General features: G+C 60.3%; 17 protein-coding genes. 13 read left to right on the plus strand and 4 right to left on the minus strand.

The genetic code is table 11. The features are described from left to right. The first annotated feature begins 18 nt into the window (after positions 1-18). Positions 19-1,437 carry a MocR-like pyridoxine biosynthesis transcription factor PdxR gene (pdxR, locus tag ACYVI2_RS26445; protein ID WP_415817253.1) on the plus strand — a complete coding sequence of 473 codons (1,419 nt, stop codon included), beginning with the start codon at positions 19-21 and terminating at the stop codon, positions 1,435-1,437. 22 nt (positions 1,438-1,459) lie between these two features. On the opposite strand, the gene ACYVI2_RS26450 is transcribed toward pdxR, so the two are convergent. Then, complete coding sequence (locus ACYVI2_RS26450; protein WP_415817251.1) at positions 1,460-1,957, minus strand: MarR family winged helix-turn-helix transcriptional regulator; 498 nt, start codon at positions 1,955-1,957, stop codon at positions 1,460-1,462. 49 nt (positions 1,958-2,006) lie between these two features. Here ACYVI2_RS26450 and ACYVI2_RS26455 point away from each other — a divergent pair, with 49 nt between their 5' ends. Further along, the gene (locus ACYVI2_RS26455) at positions 2,007-3,509 is read left to right on the plus strand and encodes an FAD-dependent oxidoreductase (RefSeq protein ID WP_415817249.1); all 1,503 of its coding nucleotides are present in this window, start codon (positions 2,007-2,009) and stop codon (positions 3,507-3,509) included. Here ACYVI2_RS26455 and ACYVI2_RS26460 read toward each other — a convergent pair. Further along, complete coding sequence (locus tag ACYVI2_RS26460) at positions 3,498-5,489, minus strand: helix-turn-helix domain-containing protein (RefSeq protein WP_415817247.1); 1,992 nt, start codon at positions 5,487-5,489, stop codon at positions 3,498-3,500. The genes ACYVI2_RS26455 and ACYVI2_RS26460 overlap by 12 nt on opposite strands. Before the next feature lie 179 nt (positions 5,490-5,668). Between ACYVI2_RS26460 and ACYVI2_RS26465 the strand changes: the two genes are divergently transcribed. Genes ACYVI2_RS26465 through ACYVI2_RS26495 form a run of 7 tightly spaced genes read left to right on the plus strand, consistent with a single transcriptional unit; the run spans position 5,669 to position 12,439 of the window. After that, on the plus strand, positions 5,669-6,451 hold the full coding sequence (locus ACYVI2_RS26465) for an SDR family oxidoreductase (protein WP_415817736.1): 783 nt from the start codon (positions 5,669-5,671) through the stop codon (positions 6,449-6,451). Positions 6,452-6,502: 51 nt separating this feature from the next. Next, entirely contained in the window at positions 6,503-7,750 is a 1,248-nt protein-coding gene (locus ACYVI2_RS26470; protein WP_415817245.1) for a branched-chain amino acid ABC transporter substrate-binding protein, read from the plus strand. Positions 7,751-7,757: 7 nt separating this feature from the next. Then, a complete protein-coding gene (locus ACYVI2_RS26475; RefSeq protein WP_415817243.1) occupies positions 7,758-8,699 on the plus strand; it encodes a branched-chain amino acid ABC transporter permease in 942 nt (313 codons plus the stop codon). A gap of 4 nt (positions 8,700-8,703) precedes the next feature. Continuing rightward, the gene (locus ACYVI2_RS26480) at positions 8,704-9,987 is read left to right on the plus strand and encodes a branched-chain amino acid ABC transporter permease (protein WP_415817241.1); all 1,284 of its coding nucleotides are present in this window, start codon (positions 8,704-8,706) and stop codon (positions 9,985-9,987) included. Beyond that, on the plus strand, positions 9,984-10,739 hold the full coding sequence (locus ACYVI2_RS26485; protein ID WP_415817239.1) for an ABC transporter ATP-binding protein: 756 nt from the start codon (positions 9,984-9,986) through the stop codon (positions 10,737-10,739). Before ACYVI2_RS26480 ends, ACYVI2_RS26485 begins: the two co-directional genes overlap by 4 nt. Further along, the gene (locus ACYVI2_RS26490; protein ID WP_415817237.1) at positions 10,736-11,458 is read left to right on the plus strand and encodes an ABC transporter ATP-binding protein; all 723 of its coding nucleotides are present in this window, start codon (positions 10,736-10,738) and stop codon (positions 11,456-11,458) included. Before ACYVI2_RS26485 ends, ACYVI2_RS26490 begins: the two co-directional genes overlap by 4 nt. A 39-nt stretch (positions 11,459-11,497) precedes the next feature. After that, complete coding sequence (locus ACYVI2_RS26495) at positions 11,498-12,439, plus strand: beta-keto acid cleavage family enzyme (protein WP_415817235.1); 942 nt, start codon at positions 11,498-11,500, stop codon at positions 12,437-12,439. A gap of 63 nt (positions 12,440-12,502) precedes the next feature. Here the strand turns inward: ACYVI2_RS26495 and ACYVI2_RS26500 are convergent, their stop codons facing one another. After that, positions 12,503-13,648 (minus strand): MFS transporter, encoded by a 1,146-nt coding sequence (locus tag ACYVI2_RS26500; protein WP_460490376.1) that lies wholly within the window; start codon positions 13,646-13,648, stop codon positions 12,503-12,505. Positions 13,649-13,876: 228 nt separating this feature from the next. Here ACYVI2_RS26500 and ACYVI2_RS26505 point away from each other — a divergent pair, with 228 nt between their 5' ends. The 3 genes from ACYVI2_RS26505 to ACYVI2_RS26515 all read left to right on the plus strand — a co-directional run bounded on the left by ACYVI2_RS26505 (position 13,877) and on the right by ACYVI2_RS26515 (position 15,750). Beyond that, positions 13,877-14,491 (plus strand): TetR/AcrR family transcriptional regulator, encoded by a 615-nt coding sequence (locus ACYVI2_RS26505; RefSeq protein WP_415817233.1) that lies wholly within the window; start codon positions 13,877-13,879, stop codon positions 14,489-14,491. A gap of 32 nt (positions 14,492-14,523) precedes the next feature. Next, positions 14,524-15,243 carry a hypothetical protein gene (locus tag ACYVI2_RS26510; RefSeq protein WP_415817231.1) on the plus strand — a complete coding sequence of 240 codons (720 nt, stop codon included), beginning with the start codon at positions 14,524-14,526 and terminating at the stop codon, positions 15,241-15,243. Positions 15,244-15,384: 141 nt separating this feature from the next. Continuing rightward, positions 15,385-15,750: a hypothetical protein gene (locus ACYVI2_RS26515; protein ID WP_415817229.1), complete on the plus strand. Its 366-nt coding sequence runs from the start codon at positions 15,385-15,387 to the stop codon at positions 15,748-15,750. A 229-nt stretch (positions 15,751-15,979) separates the two neighbouring features. Here the strand turns inward: ACYVI2_RS26515 and ACYVI2_RS26520 are convergent, their stop codons facing one another. Then, positions 15,980-16,633 (minus strand): HAD family hydrolase, encoded by a 654-nt coding sequence (locus ACYVI2_RS26520; RefSeq protein WP_415817227.1) that lies wholly within the window; start codon positions 16,631-16,633, stop codon positions 15,980-15,982. A gap of 133 nt (positions 16,634-16,766) precedes the next feature. On the opposite strand from ACYVI2_RS26520, the gene ACYVI2_RS26525 reads away from it, so the two are divergent. Beyond that, a complete protein-coding gene (locus tag ACYVI2_RS26525; RefSeq protein WP_415817732.1) occupies positions 16,767-17,210 on the plus strand; it encodes a GNAT family N-acetyltransferase in 444 nt (147 codons plus the stop codon). Positions 17,211-17,225: the final 15 nt, after the last annotated feature.

Below are 17,225 nucleotides of genomic sequence, written 5' to 3' on the forward strand. Positions count from 1 at the left end.
CGAAACGATTGATCCAAGATGACTGACCCGAACGCGCCTGCTGTGCTTTCCATCCAGGTGGACCGTGCCACCGCCGTGCCTATCGGCGACCAGATCCATGCGAACCTGCGACAGGCAATCGTCGACGGCCGACTTGCACCCGGACAGCGTTTGCCTTCCGGTCGGGACCTCGCCGTGCAGCTTGGCGTAGCGCGCGGTACCATCCGCGTGGCCTACGAACGACTGATCGCCGAAAACCTGGTGTTCGGTGCTGGCCCCGCCGGCACGCGCGTATGTGCACGGCTGCCTATCGGCCGAACGGACGACGAGACGTCGCTCGACGGGCCTTTAGCAGGTTTCACCCGCCCATACTCTAGCGCCCCGCTACCATTCCAGATGGGCGTACCAGCTCAAGATGCGTTTCCCGCCAAGCTCTGGGCGCGCATGCGGGCGCGTGCCGCACGCGCCGATGCCATCGCTTACACGGCCTACGCCGACCCGCGCGGCGAACCTGCACTGCGGGCCCATATCGCGAGCCACCTGGCCGTCAGCCGACGAATGCAATGTCATCCCGATCAGATTATCGTCACCAGCGGATACCGGCACGGCCTGATGATTGCACTGACGGCACTACGCGCACACGGATGCAAGGCGTGGATTGAGGAGCCAGGTTTTCCGCTAGCGAGACGCGCACTGGAACTGATCGGAGCCGTGATAGAGCCCGTACCCGTCGATGCCGAGGGAGTGCGCGTGGAAGATGGCATCGCCAGCGCGCCGGACGCGCTGCTGGCACTGGTCACCCCGGGCCAGCACGCACCGCTGGGCGTGCCTCTGTCGTCGGCACGAAGACACGCCCTGCTCGATTGGGCAGCAGCGAGTGGCGCCTGGATCATCGAAGACGACTATCTCGGAGAACTACAGCTCGATGGCCGGGCGGCACCAGCCCTTGCCGCAGGTGCAGGCGCCGAGCGCGTGATTCACATCGGCGCGTTCAGCAAGACGATCAGCCCGGCGCTGGGTCTCGGTTTCGTCGTCGCCCCACGCTCCGTGGCGGAGCGCCTGGTCGAGGTCTCCGCCGTGTTGGCCCCCGCTCCGAACCAGACCGCCCAATTGGCGGTCACGGAGTTTCTGGCGGGTGGACACTTCCTGCGGCACTTGCGTCAGATGAAAGCTCTTTATGCCGAGCGTCGCAGCCTCGCGCTACAGCATGTCAGTGAGTTTCTACCGGGCACGCTGACGGCAGGCCTGGGCCTGATCGCACCGCTCCCACAGGCCGCCGACGACAGCACCCTAGTCGGTATTGCCCGCACACACGGCCTCGCGCCGTCTGCGCTTTCCCCGTGGTACCTCCGCCGCACTCATGCGCAACGTGGCTTGCTACTCAGCGCGACGAACCTGCGCCTCGACAACATCGATGCCGCTTGCGCGACGCTTGCGAGAATCGTTGCGTCTTATTGACTCGTAACCCGCGCTTCATACCTCAACGCTCGCCGCCCCCAGGCTGTGTGCCCTGCTCCAGCGCCTCTGCGAACTTGCGCATCAGACGCACCAGGTCCGTGATGTCTTCTGCAGTCCAGCCCTGAAAAATCCCCCGTGCCAGACGCTCGCGGGCCAGGTCAAGCTGGTCAGTCACGGCCTTGCCTTTGGCAGACACCACCGCTTCGCGCATCCGCCTATCTACCGAATTCTCATGCCGCATCACCATCCCCATGCTTTCGAGCTTGGCGAGCTGGCGACTGATGGTCGTGTAATCCCTGCCCAGGCGATCAGCCAGATCCACCACGCCGATCGGGCCCACCCGTTCGATCACCACCAAGAGGCGAAAAAGCGCTTGGTCCAACTGCACGCCGGCTTCCGCGATCAGCCGTTCGTCGTTTCGCGGGCGGTTCATCACACTCACGATCGAAATCAAGGACCGATGGAGATCCTTCAGTTGCGCCGAGATATGTGTATCTTGCACTTTCTTTTTGGTGACCATAAACTGTCCTCCTAATATGTGTATTTTACACATACCTTGGAGAAATGATATGCGTGAGCCTGTTGATGTCCTGGTCTGCGGTGCTGGTGCTGCTGGCCTGACCCTGGCAATAGAACTGGCACGGCGCGGCGTGCGCTTTGCCCTCATCGAAAAACTCCCTTCCCCTTTTTTGGGCTCGCGCGGCAAAGGGATTCAACCGCGCACCCAGGAGGTCTTTGAAGACCTGGGGATCCTGGATCGAGCCACGGCTGCGGGCGGGATCTACCCCACGATTCGCAAATACTCGAATGACGGCAGTTATGTGGATCAGAAAGTGACGAATGCTGCTGAGCCCACGCCTACCGAGCCCTATCCGCTGCCGTTGATGGTTCCTCAATTCAAGACCGAAGCAGTCATGCGAGAGCGCTTGGTTGAACTGGGCCATGCGCCGGAATTTGGTGTCGAGCTGACCGGGATGGTGGTCAGCCCCGACGGGATAGAAGTCCAGCTCGCCACCCCTGAGGGCGAGCAGACTCTCCGTGCCCGCTATCTGGTGGGCGCCGACGGCGGGCGCAGCTTTGTGCGTAGCACCCTGGGGATTGGCTTTCCGGGCAAGACCTTGGGCGTGCGAGCCATCGTGGCCGATGTCGTGCTGGAAGGGCTATCGCGCGATGTCTGGCACCAGTTTGATGGTGGGGACGCAGGCCCCCTGGCCATCTGCCCGCTCGCAGGCACCGATCTGTTCCAGATCCAGGCGCCCGTCCCCCTGGAGGGCGACATCGATCTCTCCGCGGCTGCGCTAACCGAACGCGTTGCTCTGCACACAAAACGCACGGACATCACGGTCCATTCGGTTGCCTGGTCCTCCACCTACAACATGAATGCCAGGCTCGCCGATCGGTACCGGGATGGCTCTGTGTTCCTGGTCGGTGATGCGGCGCATGTCCATCCCCCCACCGGTGGACAAGGCCTCAACACCAGCGTGCAGGACGCCTACAACCTGGGCTGGAAGCTGGCGGCTGTGCTCGCCGGCGCGCCTGAGGCACTCCTAGAGACCTACGAAGCCGAACGTCGGCCCGTGGCTGCGGACGTACTCGGCCTGTCGACACGTCTGCTTGCTGGTTTCAAGACCGGGGACAACAGGCGGCCCCGTGAAGTCCAGCAACTGGACATCGGCTATCCCACCTCGTCGTTATCATTTCCGTCGCAAGCCGCGAGCAGACTTGCTTCGGGCAATCGCGCGCCTGATGCCGTTGTGCGTGGAGCAGGCGGCAGCCCAACGCGCCTGTTCAACCTGTTCAAGGGCACGCACTGGACCTTGCTGGTCAACGGCCCCTCGACCTTTCCGGCAAGCGCTGGCTTGCACATCCACAGCATCGGCCCCGGCATGGAGATCGAAGATCACCTGGACCAGTTCGCCAGGTTCTATGGCCTCGGTGAGGGCGCCGCCGCGCTGGTCAGGCCAGATGGCTATTTGGCGGGAGTCTTTCACGAGGATCGAATGGCAGCGCTGCGAGAGCACCTGGACCGGTATTGCAAATGTCCCGACCTAAGCCACGGTTCAGCCCCCTAGCTTCCATAGCCGCAGCGCCATGTGCAGTTCGAGTACCCGCGGCATTTCTTCCCAATCTCCGACCAGACGCTCGATGCTCGCCAGCCGCTGCCTCACGGTGTTCAAATGTATCCCGAGCCTAGAGGCGGTCTCCGTGGCGTTCTGCTTGTGGTCGAAGTAGGTCAGCAGCGTCGCGGTCAGCTCCGATCCACGCTGCTGATCGTGCGCAATGAGCGCACCTATCGTGGAGCGCAGGAACTGATCGAGACCGTTGCGATCCTGCGTTTCGAACAACACCGAATACAACGCCATTTCGTTTTGCTCGACGAGATGGCCGCGCAGGCCGAGCCGCATCGCCACCGCAAGAGATCGCCGCAACGAGGCGTAGAGGGCCGGCATTTCCGCTGCGCTATACACCGGGCGCGAGAGGACGCCGATGTGGGCACCGCCCAGTTCACGGCGGGCGAAATCAGTGAAGGCTTCCCGTAATGCTTGCGCGTTCGTGGACGCGCATACCGCGACTAGCACGCCATCCACCTCATCAAGCACCATGCCTGGCACGCCCAGCGCGGCGCGCGCGCGTCCAGCCAAAAAGCTGGCCTCCGGCAATCCCGCATCGAGCAGGGCCAGAATCATGGGCTGCGAGATATCGAGCCCGTGGCGCTCTGCGCGCTGGCGCGTTAACGTCGGTTCGCCTTGGCGGGGCGAGATCAGTGTCTGCAATAGCGCGGAGACGTCACGGTGCCGGCTTTCCTCCATTCGCTCCTGCGATAGAAGCACGATGCCGATGACACTGCTGCTGCGCTCGAAAGTCCGGATGGAGGTGTTGCTGAGATCTTCGCGGCGAAACAGCAGGACCGATCCCAAGACACCGCCGCCGCCGATCACCGCGATGGCGCGGCACAGCTCGCCATGGCTTTCATAGGCGATCGTGGAACGGCCGGCGCGGCGGCTATCCCGCAGGGCTTGCGTGAAGGCCGCGCTGTGGGCACCGTGCGGTGTGTAGGCGTGCGCCGCCGGACTGGGACGGCCCTCGGGATCAGCGTGCGCGACGACATGATGGGTTTCGTCCAGAACCAGAACAGTGCCTTGCAGCAACTGGGCAATCGATTGGCAAAGTTCGCCCAGCGTGGCGCCGCGAGCAAGCAGCGAGGTGAGACGTTCATGCGCTTCGACGGCGCCTTGCACGTCAGAGGCATGCCGCTCCAGCTGGGCCCTGGCCTGATTGGTGGCTTCCAGCGCCGATTGAGCGTCGGCGAATGCCTTGGCATTGGCGATCGCCACGGCGGCATGCGTGGCCAACGTCGACAGGATGGAAATATTGAGTGCAGTGTGCGTGCGATGGTAGCGATCAGCAACGAACAACAAGCCAATCACCTGATCGTCCCGGATCAAAGGAGCGCCGACCATTGCCGTCACGCCTTCGGCGCGAAAAATGTCGTCCAGCACCTGATCGTGTTCGAAGCGTGCGTCCTGCAGATAATGCGGCGTGGAAAAGGGCAGGCGCGTAGTCATGACGACGCCGGCCACGCCGCGATTGCGCTGCGCGGTCATGCGGCCGATGGGCTCGGAAATCGCGCCATCGACTACCACCACCTTGAATTCGTCGGCCTGCTCATCATAGATGGTCAACCAGCACAGATGCGCCCGCAAAAGTCTGCGCGCGCGCACCACGATGGCCTTGAGCAATTCCGTCAGATTGAGACGGCCGGCCAGATCCTGCGCCGACTCGATGACCGCGAGCATCCCCCGTTCACGTTCCTCATGCTGTTCGAGCCGATTGCGAATGGCCATGGCCATTCGCGCGAGTTCGACCAGATTGTTTTTACTCCGCAGGCCGTCGGGTAGCGCCTCGATCGCGGCCAAACGGGTCGCGAACGCCTCGGCAGAGGCGTCTTCGTGCAACAGGCCGATCAAGCCGGCGGCGATCGATTCCGTCTCGGTGTGTGGCGACACGTCGAGATCGGGACTCGGGGACGGCTTGCGTTCGGATGGGTGCATGAGGCCTGGTTGAGCGCTTGGCCCGGACAGGAGCAGCGTCGGACGAAGGAATGCGATTTGTGTCAAAAGTGTATATCAATAAGCGCTTATTTATGTACAGATTGCACATAGATGGAGGAGGCTATGTATCAGACACTGCCGTTATGAGAAAGGAGGAACCCTTGGTGCATACAAGTTTTATGGATTCGCTGCGACCGCCGCCCGGCCTGCGCGTACTGGTTTCTGCGGGCGCGTCCGGCATCGGCGCGGTCGTAGCCCGCGCGTTCTGCGAGATGGGCGCCCGGGTGCATGTATGCGACATCGATCACGCCGCGCTGAGACGGCTGGCGACCGAGGTTCCCGGCATGACAACGAGCGCCGCGGACGCCTCGGTGCCGCGGGACGTGGATGCAGTATTCGACGATGTGAAAAACGCGCTGGGCGGCCTGGACGTGCTGGTCAACAACGTCGGAATCGCAGGTCCCACGGGGCCGATCGAGGAACTCAAAAGGGGCGATTGGGAGCGGACCGTCGACGTCAATCTCAACAGTCATTTCTATTTCGCCAACCGCGCGGTGCCGTTGTTAAAGGCCTCCACCCACAACCCCGGTCTCATCGCGATAAGCTCCGTGGCGGGTCGGCTGGGCTACGCCTTGCGCACGCCCTACTCATCGACGAAGTGGGCGCTCATCGGGTTCATGAAATCCCTCGCCATCGAACTTGGCCCGCACGGCGTGCGCGTCAACGCGATCCTGCCAGGAACGGTCGAGGGTGAGCGCATGGACGGCGTGATCGGCGCGCGCGCCGCCGTCGCGGGCGTGCCGGTCCAAACGATGCGCGAAGAGTATCTGCGGAAAATTTCGTTGCGCCGCATGGTCACGGCCGAAGACATCGCGGCCACGGCGCTGTTCCTGAGTGCACCCGCCGCGCGCAATATCACGGGCCAAGCGATCAGCGTGGATGGGAACGTGGAGTATCTCTAGAGCGTGGCCAACCGGCCCTTCAATATTTTCATTAAAAAAAGGAGACAAAACATGAGCAAGCTCGATATATCTCTCATCGCCGGCGCCTGCATAGTGGCTACGGCCTGCGCCGCTCCCGCCGCGGCGGAGCCTGTCAAGATAGGCCTGGTCGAAACGCTGTCCGGCCCACAGGCTTCCTCTGGGCAGGCCTATCGCTCGGCAGTGCGCTTTGCGGTGGACCGGATCAATCAGGCCGGAGGATGGAACGGCGAGCCGGTGCAATTGCTGGAATACGACAACCAGGGCGGTCCCGCCGGCGCAGCGGACAAACTCAAGGCAGCTGCTGCCGATGGCGTTCATCTCATCGTACAGGGTGCTTCATCGGCCATCGGAGGGCAGATTACCGAAGACGTACGCAAATACAACCTACGCAACGCGGGCAAGGAGATGGTCTACATCAACGTGGGCGCCGAAGCACTAGAGCTGACCGGCGAGAAGTGCAATTTCTATCATTTCCGTTTCGCCAGCAATGCGCAAGTCCGCGTCAAAGCGCTGATCGAGGGCATGAAAAAAGCGAACGCGCTGGGCACCAAGGTCTATGCCATAAACCAGAACTATTCCTGGGGCCAGGACATGGAGCAGGCCACCGTCGACAATCAGAAGGCCGGCGGCTATACAGTCGTGGCCAAGACACTGCACGACGTGAATCGCATCCAGGATTTCGCACCCTACGTCGCGCGCATCGCGGCCTCCGGCGCAGACACCGTTATCACGGGCAACTGGTCCAACGACTTGCTCTTGCTGATGAAGGCGTCCAAGGCGGCGGGACTGAAGGCGCGCTATGGCACAGTCTACCTGGATCAACCAGGCAATCTGGCCAACGCGGGCGACCTGGCCCAAGGCAATTTTGTGGTGCATACCTTCAACGCCGAGGCAGGTCAGGCCGATGCCCAGCAGTTCGTAGACGATTACCGCGCCAAGAACGGCAGCGCGCCCGTGTTTGTCGAGCCGCAGACGTTCTTCGGCATGCTGATGGTGGCCGATGCACTCAAGCGCACACCTCCCGAGGATGGAAAACTGAACGTCAATACGTTCGCCAAGGCGCTGGAGTCGGCCCGTATCCAGACGCCCATGGGCGAGATGAGCATGCGCGAGCAGGATCACCAGGTTCAGATGCCGATGGTGGTGTCGGTCGTGTCGCGCGACGCAAAACTGAAGGTGGACGGCACGGACATGGGGTTCACGCCGGTGCTGTTGCTCTCGGCACACGAGGCCGCCACGCCGCCGCAGGCTAGCTGCCAGATGAAGCGTCCTGGCTGACCGAACCATGGAACAACTCCTGTTCTCTTTGATGAACGGCATCATCTACGGGCTGGTGCTGTTCATGGTGTCCGCCGGGCTCACGCTCATCTTCGGCATGATGGGCGTGCTCAACTTCGCACACGCTTCCTTCTACATGCTGGGCGCCTACTTCGCCTACACGCTGCAGGGAACGCTGGGCTTCTGGCCTGCCGTGGTTGTCTCGCCGCTGCTGGTTGGGCTAATCGGAGTGGTGGTGGAGCGCTACTTCCTGCGCCGGGTGCACCGGCATGGCCATGCGCACGAGCTGTTGCTGACTTTTGGCCTGTCGTTCATCATCGCCGAGTCGATCAAACTGTTCTATGGCAACTATCCGGTCGACTATCGCATTCCCACTTCCCTCGATTTCTCGGCGTTCAGCATTGGCGCGACGCAGTACCCGTTCTATCGACTGTTGATGGGCGGCATTGCCATCGCGATGTTTATCGCGATCTACCTCGTGTTGACGCGCTCGCGCGTCGGCATCGTGGTGCGCTCCGCCATCTACAAGCCGCACATGACTGAGGCCCTGGGTCACAACGTGCCGCTGGTGTTCATGGGTGTGTTCGGCGCAGGAGCGGCCCTGGCCGGCTTGGCGGGAGCAGTGGCCGGGGCGTTCTACACCACCAATCCGAACATGGCGCTGGAACTAGGCGTGATGGTATTCGTGGTGGTCGTGGTCGGCGGACTGGGCTCGCTGGCTGGTGCGATGCTGGCCTCTCTGCTGATCGGCATCATCACTTCGCTGGCCGTGACGGTGGACAGCAGTCTGGCCGACGCTTTGGCGCTAGTTGGCGCCGGCGACTGGGCGCGCAATCTGGGCGGGCTGATGACACTCAAGCTATCGAGTCTCGCTGCGACGCTGCCATTCGCGCTGATGCTGCTGATCCTATTGCTGCGGCCCGGCGGTCTCATGGGAGAGAAGGAATGATGCGATGAGAATCCACTTGATTGCCGGCCTGGCTGGCCTCGTCCTCATGGCCGCACTGCCCTACCTGTTGTCGCAGGGCTTGCTCAATGCAGCCATCCAGATGCTGATCGCCGCGCTGTTCGCCAGCGCCTACAACCTGCTATGTGGCCAGGCGGGCATGCTGTCGTTCGGCCACGCGGCGTATTTCGGCGTGGGCGCGTTCGCCACAGTGCATGCCATGAACGCCGTGGGCGGCGCGGGACTGTTGCCCACGCCGTTTATGCCGTTGGCTGGCGCCGTGGGCGGATTGATCTTCGGTGGAATCGCAGGCTGGTTCGCCACGCAGCGCAGCGGCACCTATTTCGCCATGATCACGCTGGCCATCGCCGAACTGGTCCATTCGCTGGCGCCCCATCTGAAAGGGGTGTTTGGCGGTGAAGCAGGCCTATCGACCATGCGCATGCCTGCGTGGGGGTTCGACTTTGGGTCCACAACTCAGGTGTATTACCTGACCCTGGCCTGGGTGCTGGTGTCGTTGGCCCTGCTCTATGCCTATACCCGGACGCCACTGGGCAGGCTGACTTTGGGTTTGCGCGAGAATAGCCACCGGTTGCGCTTTCTTGGCTACAACGTGCATGGCGTGGCCACGCTGGTGTTCGCGCTGTCGGCTATGTTCTCCGGCGTGGCTGGAAGCCTGCAGGTGATATCGAACGAATCGGCGAACTATGTGGTGTTCGATCCGGCGCTGTCGGCTGCCGCAGTCCTGAACACCTATATCGGCGGAGTCCAGGTGTTCCTCGGCCCCGCGCTGGGCGCCTCGCTGATGACGTTCTTCGGTTACTTCGTCTCAGACTTGACGCGCTCATGGCTGCTCTACCAGGGCATCCTGTTCGTGCTGGTGATGATGTTCATGCCCACTGGCCTGAGCGGACTTGTGGGCCAGGCGGCGAGCTTGCGCCAGCGTTACGGGCTGGCGCGGACGATGCCGTTGTTCGGATTGGCCGTGGGAGCAGCGGCAGCTGCCACTGCGGGAACTGTCTTCCTCGTCGAACTGCTGCAGCGCCTGTTTTCGCAGGAATACCGCGCCATGCTGCAACTCGATTCCGGCGGCGCCTGGCCGAGCGTGACGCTGTTCGGGCATCCGTGGCAAGTGTCCTCGGTCACCACCTGGGGACTTCCCGCACTGCTGTTTGCAGTGGCCGCCCTGCTGGCGTGGCGCTACCGTTTACGGCTGTCCGCCTGCGAGTCCGCCCAAGCTGCTCAGCCGACCTTGGCACCGCATGTCCTTGATTCGAAGGAAGCCGTATGAGCGCATCCATCCTCAGCATCCAGGACCTGCGTAAATCCTTCGGGCCAACGGAGATTATCCGGGGCGTAGACCTGGACGTGCGTGTCGGCGAACGGCACGCGCTCATTGGTCCCAATGGGGCGGGGAAATCCACGCTATTTCACTTGGTGTCTGGCCAGCTTGCTCCATCCTCTGGATCGATCCGGTTCGAGGGCCGTGAAATCAACGGCAGTTCGCCCCAGGCGATCAATCGCCTGGGGCTGGCCCGCTCGTTCCAGATCACCAACCTCTTTCCCCGTCTGAGCACCTTCGAAAATCTCCGGCTGGCCGTGATGCGCGCACATGGCCTGCAGTACGCGTTCTGGAAGTTCATCGACCGTGACCGACGCATCCGCGCCGAAACCGAACTCCTGCTGGAGCAAGTCCGGCTGACGTCGAAGGCCAAGGCCATCGCCGGAGAGCTGGCGTATTCCGAGCAGCGTTCGCTGGAGATCGCCATGACGTTGGCCTCAGACCCCCGGCTCATCCTGCTGGACGAACCCATGGCCGGTATGTCGCATGAAGAAACTGCATACACCTCGGAGTTAATTCGCGAGGCTACGGCAGGACGTACCCTGATGATCGTGGAGCACGACATGGACGTGGTCTTTTCATTAAGTGACCGTATCAGTGTGCTGGTCTACGGACAGGTGGTGGCGACCGGTGCGCCGGACGAAATCCGCGCAAACGCCGCCGTACGCGAAGCCTATCTCGGCGACGAGGTGAGCGCATGAACCAGACAGAGACGACACTGCTCGAAGTCGAAAACCTGCATGCACACTACGGAAAAAGTCATGTGTTGCATGGCGTGGACCTGAAGGTGGCACGCGATGAGGTAGTCAGCCTGGTGGGTCGAAACGGCTCCGGGCGCTCGACCGCGATGAAGGCCATCATGGGCCTGGTCCCACCCACGTCCGGTCGGGTGCGCCTGCTGGGCCGAGACGTGGCCGGGCAGCGTCCCTATGCGATCAATCGCGCCGGCTTGGCCTACGTGCCCGAAGAGCGCGAGGTGTTCGCCAACCTGACCGTCGATGAAAACCTGCGCATGGGCGAGCAGCGGCCTGCGTCCGGCGCCCATCGTTGGACGGTGGAACAGATGTTCGATTACTTCCCGCGCCTCAAGGAACGGCGCAACACCAAGGCCGGCAGCCTGTCGGGCGGTGAGCAGCAGATGTTGACCATCTGCCGCTCGCTGCTGGGCAATCCGCTCGTCATGTTGATCGACGAGCCCACGGAAGGCCTGGCGCCGAAGATCGTCGTCCAGGTCGGAGAATGCATCCAGGACATGCATCGCAAGGGCGTGTCGGTGGTACTAGTGGAGCAGAAGCTGACCATCGCGTTGAAGGTGTCGACGAGGGTCTGCGTCATGGGCCACGGCCGCATCGTTTTCGAGGGCAGTCCGCAAGCGTTGGGCTCGAACGAATCACTGGTTTCCCAATGGCTTGCCGTGTAGGCCCAGCACATCTACAAGATCTCAACCCCAGATATCAACATGAAAATCAGCCAAGACAAGGTCATCATCTCCTGCGCGGTAACCGGATCGGTCCATACGCCCACCATGTCCGAGTACCTCCCGTTGACGCCAGACCAGATCGCCGAGCAGGCAGTGGACGCGGCTCGGGCTGGCGCAGCCATCCTCCACTTGCATGCTCGCGACCCGCGCGACGGGCGGCCCACCGCAGATCCGGCCATTTTCGACCAGTTCGTGCCGCGCATCCGCGATGCCACGGATGCGGTCATCAACATCACGACCGGCGGCAGCACACGCATGACGCTGGAGGAACGGCTGGCCTATCCACTGCGCGCCAAACCTGAAATGTGTTCGCTGAACATGGGATCGATGAACTTTTCCATCCATCCCGCGGCCCGACGCATCTCGCAATGGCAGCACGATTGGGAGAAGCCTTATGTGGAAGGCATGGAAGACCTTATTTTCCGTAATACCTTCCGCGACATCCGCCACATTCTCAAAGTGCTGGGCGAGGAATGCGGCACGCGGTTCGAGTTCGAGTGCTACGACCTGGGGCACCTGTACAACCTGGCCCACTTCGTAGACGAAGGCGTGGTGCAGGGACCTCTGTTCATCCAGAGCATCTACGGCATATTGGGCGGCATGGGGCCAGACCCAGAGAACCTTGCCACCATGAAGACCACCGCCGACCGGCTGTTTGGCCGCGGCGGCTATCGCTTTTCGGTGCTGGGGGCTGGGCGCCATCAATTACCGCTAGTGACTATGGGAGCCATCATGGGCGGTAACGTCCGCGTGGGGCTGGAGGACAGCCTCTACCTCGGCAAAGGCCAATTAGCCAAATCGTGCGCGGAACAGGTATCCAGGATCCGGCTCATTTTGGAAGCGCTGTCGCTGGAAGTCGCCACACCGGACGAAGCGCGCGTCATGCTGGGCCTAAAGGGCAGAGACGCGGTCGGGTTCTGAACTGGCCAGTTTTCACAGAGTACGAAAGCACGCTTTCCGGCTTCTAGCCCGAAACACACTCTATCAATGACCAAAAGCCTGCGTTTTTGCGCGTCGTGGTCCAGGCGTGAAAGCATGTGAGTGCGCAAACCATGTGGTCAGCAGCGCGACGACTAGCAGTAGTACGAGCGCCCATGGATATGACCTGACACCCCAAATGTCGAGAAGCATGCCCCCCACGACTCCCCCTCCCGCAATGGCGGTATTCCATGCCACCACGTTCATGGAAAGCGCAACATCTGCGCCGCCTCCAGCGGCATCTGCCAGTGCGGTCTGCAGCAACGTGGCGGCACCGCCAAACGTCACTCCCCAAACCATGACACCCAAGTAGACGACGAGCGGAGTGCTTGCACCGATCCCGAAGATGAGAGCTGTGATTGCAAATGCAGCTAGGCTTGTCAGGACAGTGGTTCGCAGAAAGTTGTCGACTAGTTTCCCTGTCATCCAGATTCCCACAAGCGCCGACGCACCAAAGATCAATAGAACAAGGTCAACCCGCTCGCCTAGACCAGCGGGCGCGACGAATGGCGCAATGTAGGTATACAGAATGTTGTGCGCCAGCATCCAAGCTACAACGACCGCTAGAACGGGGCGCACGCCTGGCGTCGTGAAAACGCGACGCAGAGGCATGCGATCCCGGGAGGACTGGCCAGGATAGTCAGGTAATTTTGCGATAACCCATAAAACCAGCGTCAGTGCCAAAGCTGACATGACCCAGAATGAGGAACGCCAGCCGATAGCAGCGCCCATGAAGGTGCCCAACGGCACGCCAAGTGAGAGTGCGATGGGGGTGCCTACCATTGCTACGGCAAGCGCTCGTCCTTGCTGATGGGGCTCGACCATGCGGCGTGCATATCCCGCGACCAAACTCCAGGCCAATCCGGCTGCCATACCGGCACAGAATCGTGCAAACAACGTCAGCCCATAGTGACTCGAATACGCCGTAATCGAGTTGAAAACGAGGAAGCCGCCGATGGTTAACAGCAACACATTGCGACGCCGCCAACCGCGTGTTGCGATGGTAAGGGGGATCGCCGCCAACAACGATCCAAGTGCATAGGCTGTCACCATTTGACCAGCAGCCGCCTGACTGATCATGAGCCCGGAACTGATCTGCGGTAACAGGCCTGCGGGAATCGTCTCCGTGACGATACAGATGAAGCCGGTCATGGCTAGTGCTAGCAATGCGGTGATAGGTAAGCGATCGGACTGTGCTCGCTGGGCCGGTGTTCTTTCCACAACAAATTCCTTCTGAGGCGTAGGGTTCGGCACGTGCTTCGAGCCTCTTTGCTCAATATATGTACCGATTGATATAAATGTATCGATGCACGCCACTCTTGTCAACGATTTATGTATCGACTAGGATATAAATCCGTAAGGAAGCTTTGGGAGGTGCATATGGCGCAGATGGGACGCCCGCGGACATTCGATCGCCAAGAAGCCGTTAAGCAAGCGATGCACCTGTTCTGGGAACAGGGGTACGAAACGACGTCCTTAAGCCAGCTCAAGGCGTGTATGGGCGGTGGAATCTCTGCGCCGAGCTTCTACGCCGCCTTTGGTTCCAAGGAGGCCCTGTTCGGCGAAGTGGTCCAGTGCTATCTGGAGAGCTACGCTCAAGTGACGGCTTGCCTTTGGGACGATGGGATACCACCAAGAGAGGCGATTGAGCGTGCGTTGCGCGGATCGGCGAAAATGCAGTGCGAACCGGGTCACCCCAAGGGCTGCATGGTGACGCTGGGCATCGTGAGCGCCCCCACGCCAGAGCATGCCCACGTTGTAAAGCCCCTTGCGGCATCGCGAGCACGCACTTTGGAAGGCTTTGTGCGGTGTGTCGAACGCGGTGTTGTCACGGGGGAGCTTGCCCAGGGCACGCATGCTCGTGCCATGGGCAATGCCTTCAACAGCTTCCTTCTGGGCGTGTCGATATCGGCTAGGGATGGCGTGAAGCTGTCTACTATCAATATGTCCATTACAGAACTCATGAAGCTGTGGGATATCTGTAAAGTTGAGTAAACATCTAATAGCTAACATAGGAAACATCGACATTGTCGCGCGCCTTTCGATATCTCTCATCGCCGGCCTTACGCTGGGCATTGCCGACGCTGATCCTTCTGGCCGCCGGCGGCTGTGGGTCTAATTACGCCGATACCCAGGCCAGAGTTGACACCACACCCAACACGCTCACGCCGCCGCTGCGCAAGCTGAACCCCACTCCGACACAGGCCTATGAGATACGGCTGACACTTTCCAATGCGTCGGATCTCTCAAGCACAGCCGACGGCAAATCGCCGTTTACGGTGGTAGAGGGCACTGTGCAGTTTGACGCCAGCAACGGCGCCCGTTGCGGAAAATCCAACGCCTTGTCCGGCCACGTGCCGAGCTTATCCAGCCACGAACCATTCCGCCTTTCCCGTATATCCGCCACCGAGTATGTAGGCACCATTTATGCCGACATGCTGCTCGATGAGAATTATTACGGGCGCGAGGTATGCCATTGGACATTGACCGAGGCCCGAGTCGCTTTGCGAGCGCGGCCGGACATCGCCGATACGCGCTTCGTAGCCGGGCTGCCTGCGAAAAAAGTGCTCGCGGGCGGGACACAGGCGCGCTATTTCTGGAAAGGGTATTACCCTCGATTCGAGAACGGGCAACATGCCGATTATGGAAGTAACCAGCTGGATGCCGTTTCGGCCGATAAGCGCGGCGAGTTTTTCACCGTGACGCTGACGGCCAGGAAGATCGCTGGCGACTCGCAAGGCAAGTAAATAACAGGCTGGAGAATACCGAAGCCGCCCCAGGCGCCCTGTGGAAATGCCCGCGGCGAGGCGGCAAGGTTTCTGATACATTGACGCCTTGAAAATCAAGCACTCAGCTCTCAATAGTCGAACTTTGCGGTAATACTCAAAATGAAAAAATTAGCACTGCTTGTTGTTCTGCCGTCGTTGCTCGCGGGATGTACTTCTGCACAGATGAACATGCTGATGGGCAAGCGGAACAAAACCTACAACGACGCCAATGCAACCTGGGTCGGCAGCACAGAAGAGCAATTGATTTCCAAGTGGGGGCCTCCCAAAAATGGCTATACGCTTGAAAGCGGGGCAAAAATCGTTTCGTACGAACATGTCTGGGGCCCTATTTCTGCATATCACGTATGCGTAGAAAAATTCATGATAGAGAAGGGTGTGGTCACCAAGTGGGGGATTTCGGATTGCCCATCGCGCATTTCGGGCACGCTGCCGAAAGACACGCCGATTCCGCAACCTACCCTGTAGGGCGAGCGTCCCGAGGCTCCCAGCCCCTTACGCCCCAGCTCTACACAGCCGGTACTTGGAGAATGTCCGCGCGGCAGTCGCTGCAGATACGCGGCTGACCGCGCTGCTCGCAGCGGGTTCGTATATTCACGGCGGCTTTGACGAATATTCTGACTTGGACGTCGTCATTAGCATAGGTCTTGCCTAAGTATCGACAGGTACGCATCACGCCTGCCACGTTATCCCTTGTTTAACCCCTGTCAGGAGGCAAGACACCCAACTCCTGTAACCGGGCAACCAACTCATCTGCGTTCTGAAAATGAATGCCGTGAAGGCCTTCTCGCTCTGCCGCGTCAACGTTGCGGACGTTGTCATCAATGAAGACCGTTTTCTCGGGGCTCAGATGGTAGCGATCGATGATCAGCTTAAAGATGGCTGGATCGGGTTTGATGACACGTTCGCGGCCGGAAACCACGATTCCCTCAAACCAATTCAAAAATGGGAACCGTGCCTCCGCAATGTGGAACGTCTCTGCCGACCAGTTTGTCAACGCCAGCAATCGGAGGTCGAGGTCGCGCAATTGCGCCAGAACCTTGACTGTCCCCTCGACCTCGCCCGGTATCATTTCTGACCAACGATCGAAATAGGCATTGATGTTCGACTCGTGTTCCGGATGTCGTGCGACCGCTTCTGCGATAGCGTCCTTCCATAGACGGCCACGGTCCTGTTCCTCGTTCCATTCTGGAGTGCACACGACGGATAGAAAATGCTCCATTGCGACTTCGTCAGAACCAAAGATTTTTCTGAACAGATGGCGTGGGTCCCACCGGATGAGAACATTACCCAGGTCAAAGATGATCGTATCTATACAACGAGGCGACGGTCGTGCAATGCGATGGCTCATGTTTTTTGGGTCTTCCTTGTCAGTGGCTATACGATGGGACTGGACCTATTGTAGGAGTCTTCGATTTAACCCAAAATAGCCTGATAACAAGGGGAAAGTCTTGAACACTAAATTCTTGTCGGCAGCGGCCGGCTTGAAGCTAAGCTTTGCTAGTACAGATTCATCCGATGCTGATGTACTGGTCGACATTCGTATCGCTGCAATGCGCGAGAGCCTAGAGCGCATTGGGCGTTTTGACCCACAACGTGCTCGAGAGCGCTTTCTGGCGTCTTTTGATCCCTATCTGTGCCGATTCATAGTCGCTGACGGTGTTCGAGCTGGCTTCATTTTGATTCGCCCACGAGAGGACCATTGGCTTCTAGATCATTTTTACATCCTGCCCAACCATCAGGGAAAGGGGATTGGCGCCGCAGTCTTGCGCGACGTATTCAAAGGTGCAGACGCCCATCACATGGAAATCCGCTTAGGAGCCTTGCGCGGTAGCGGTTCAAACCGTTTCTATCAGCGCCATGGCTTCGTGCCGACTTCTGAAGGTGAATGGGATATCTATTACGTTCGAAAGCCGGGTAGAGAATGACCTCGCCATCCAAGC

This window comes from Bordetella tumbae (genome assembly GCF_054780995.1).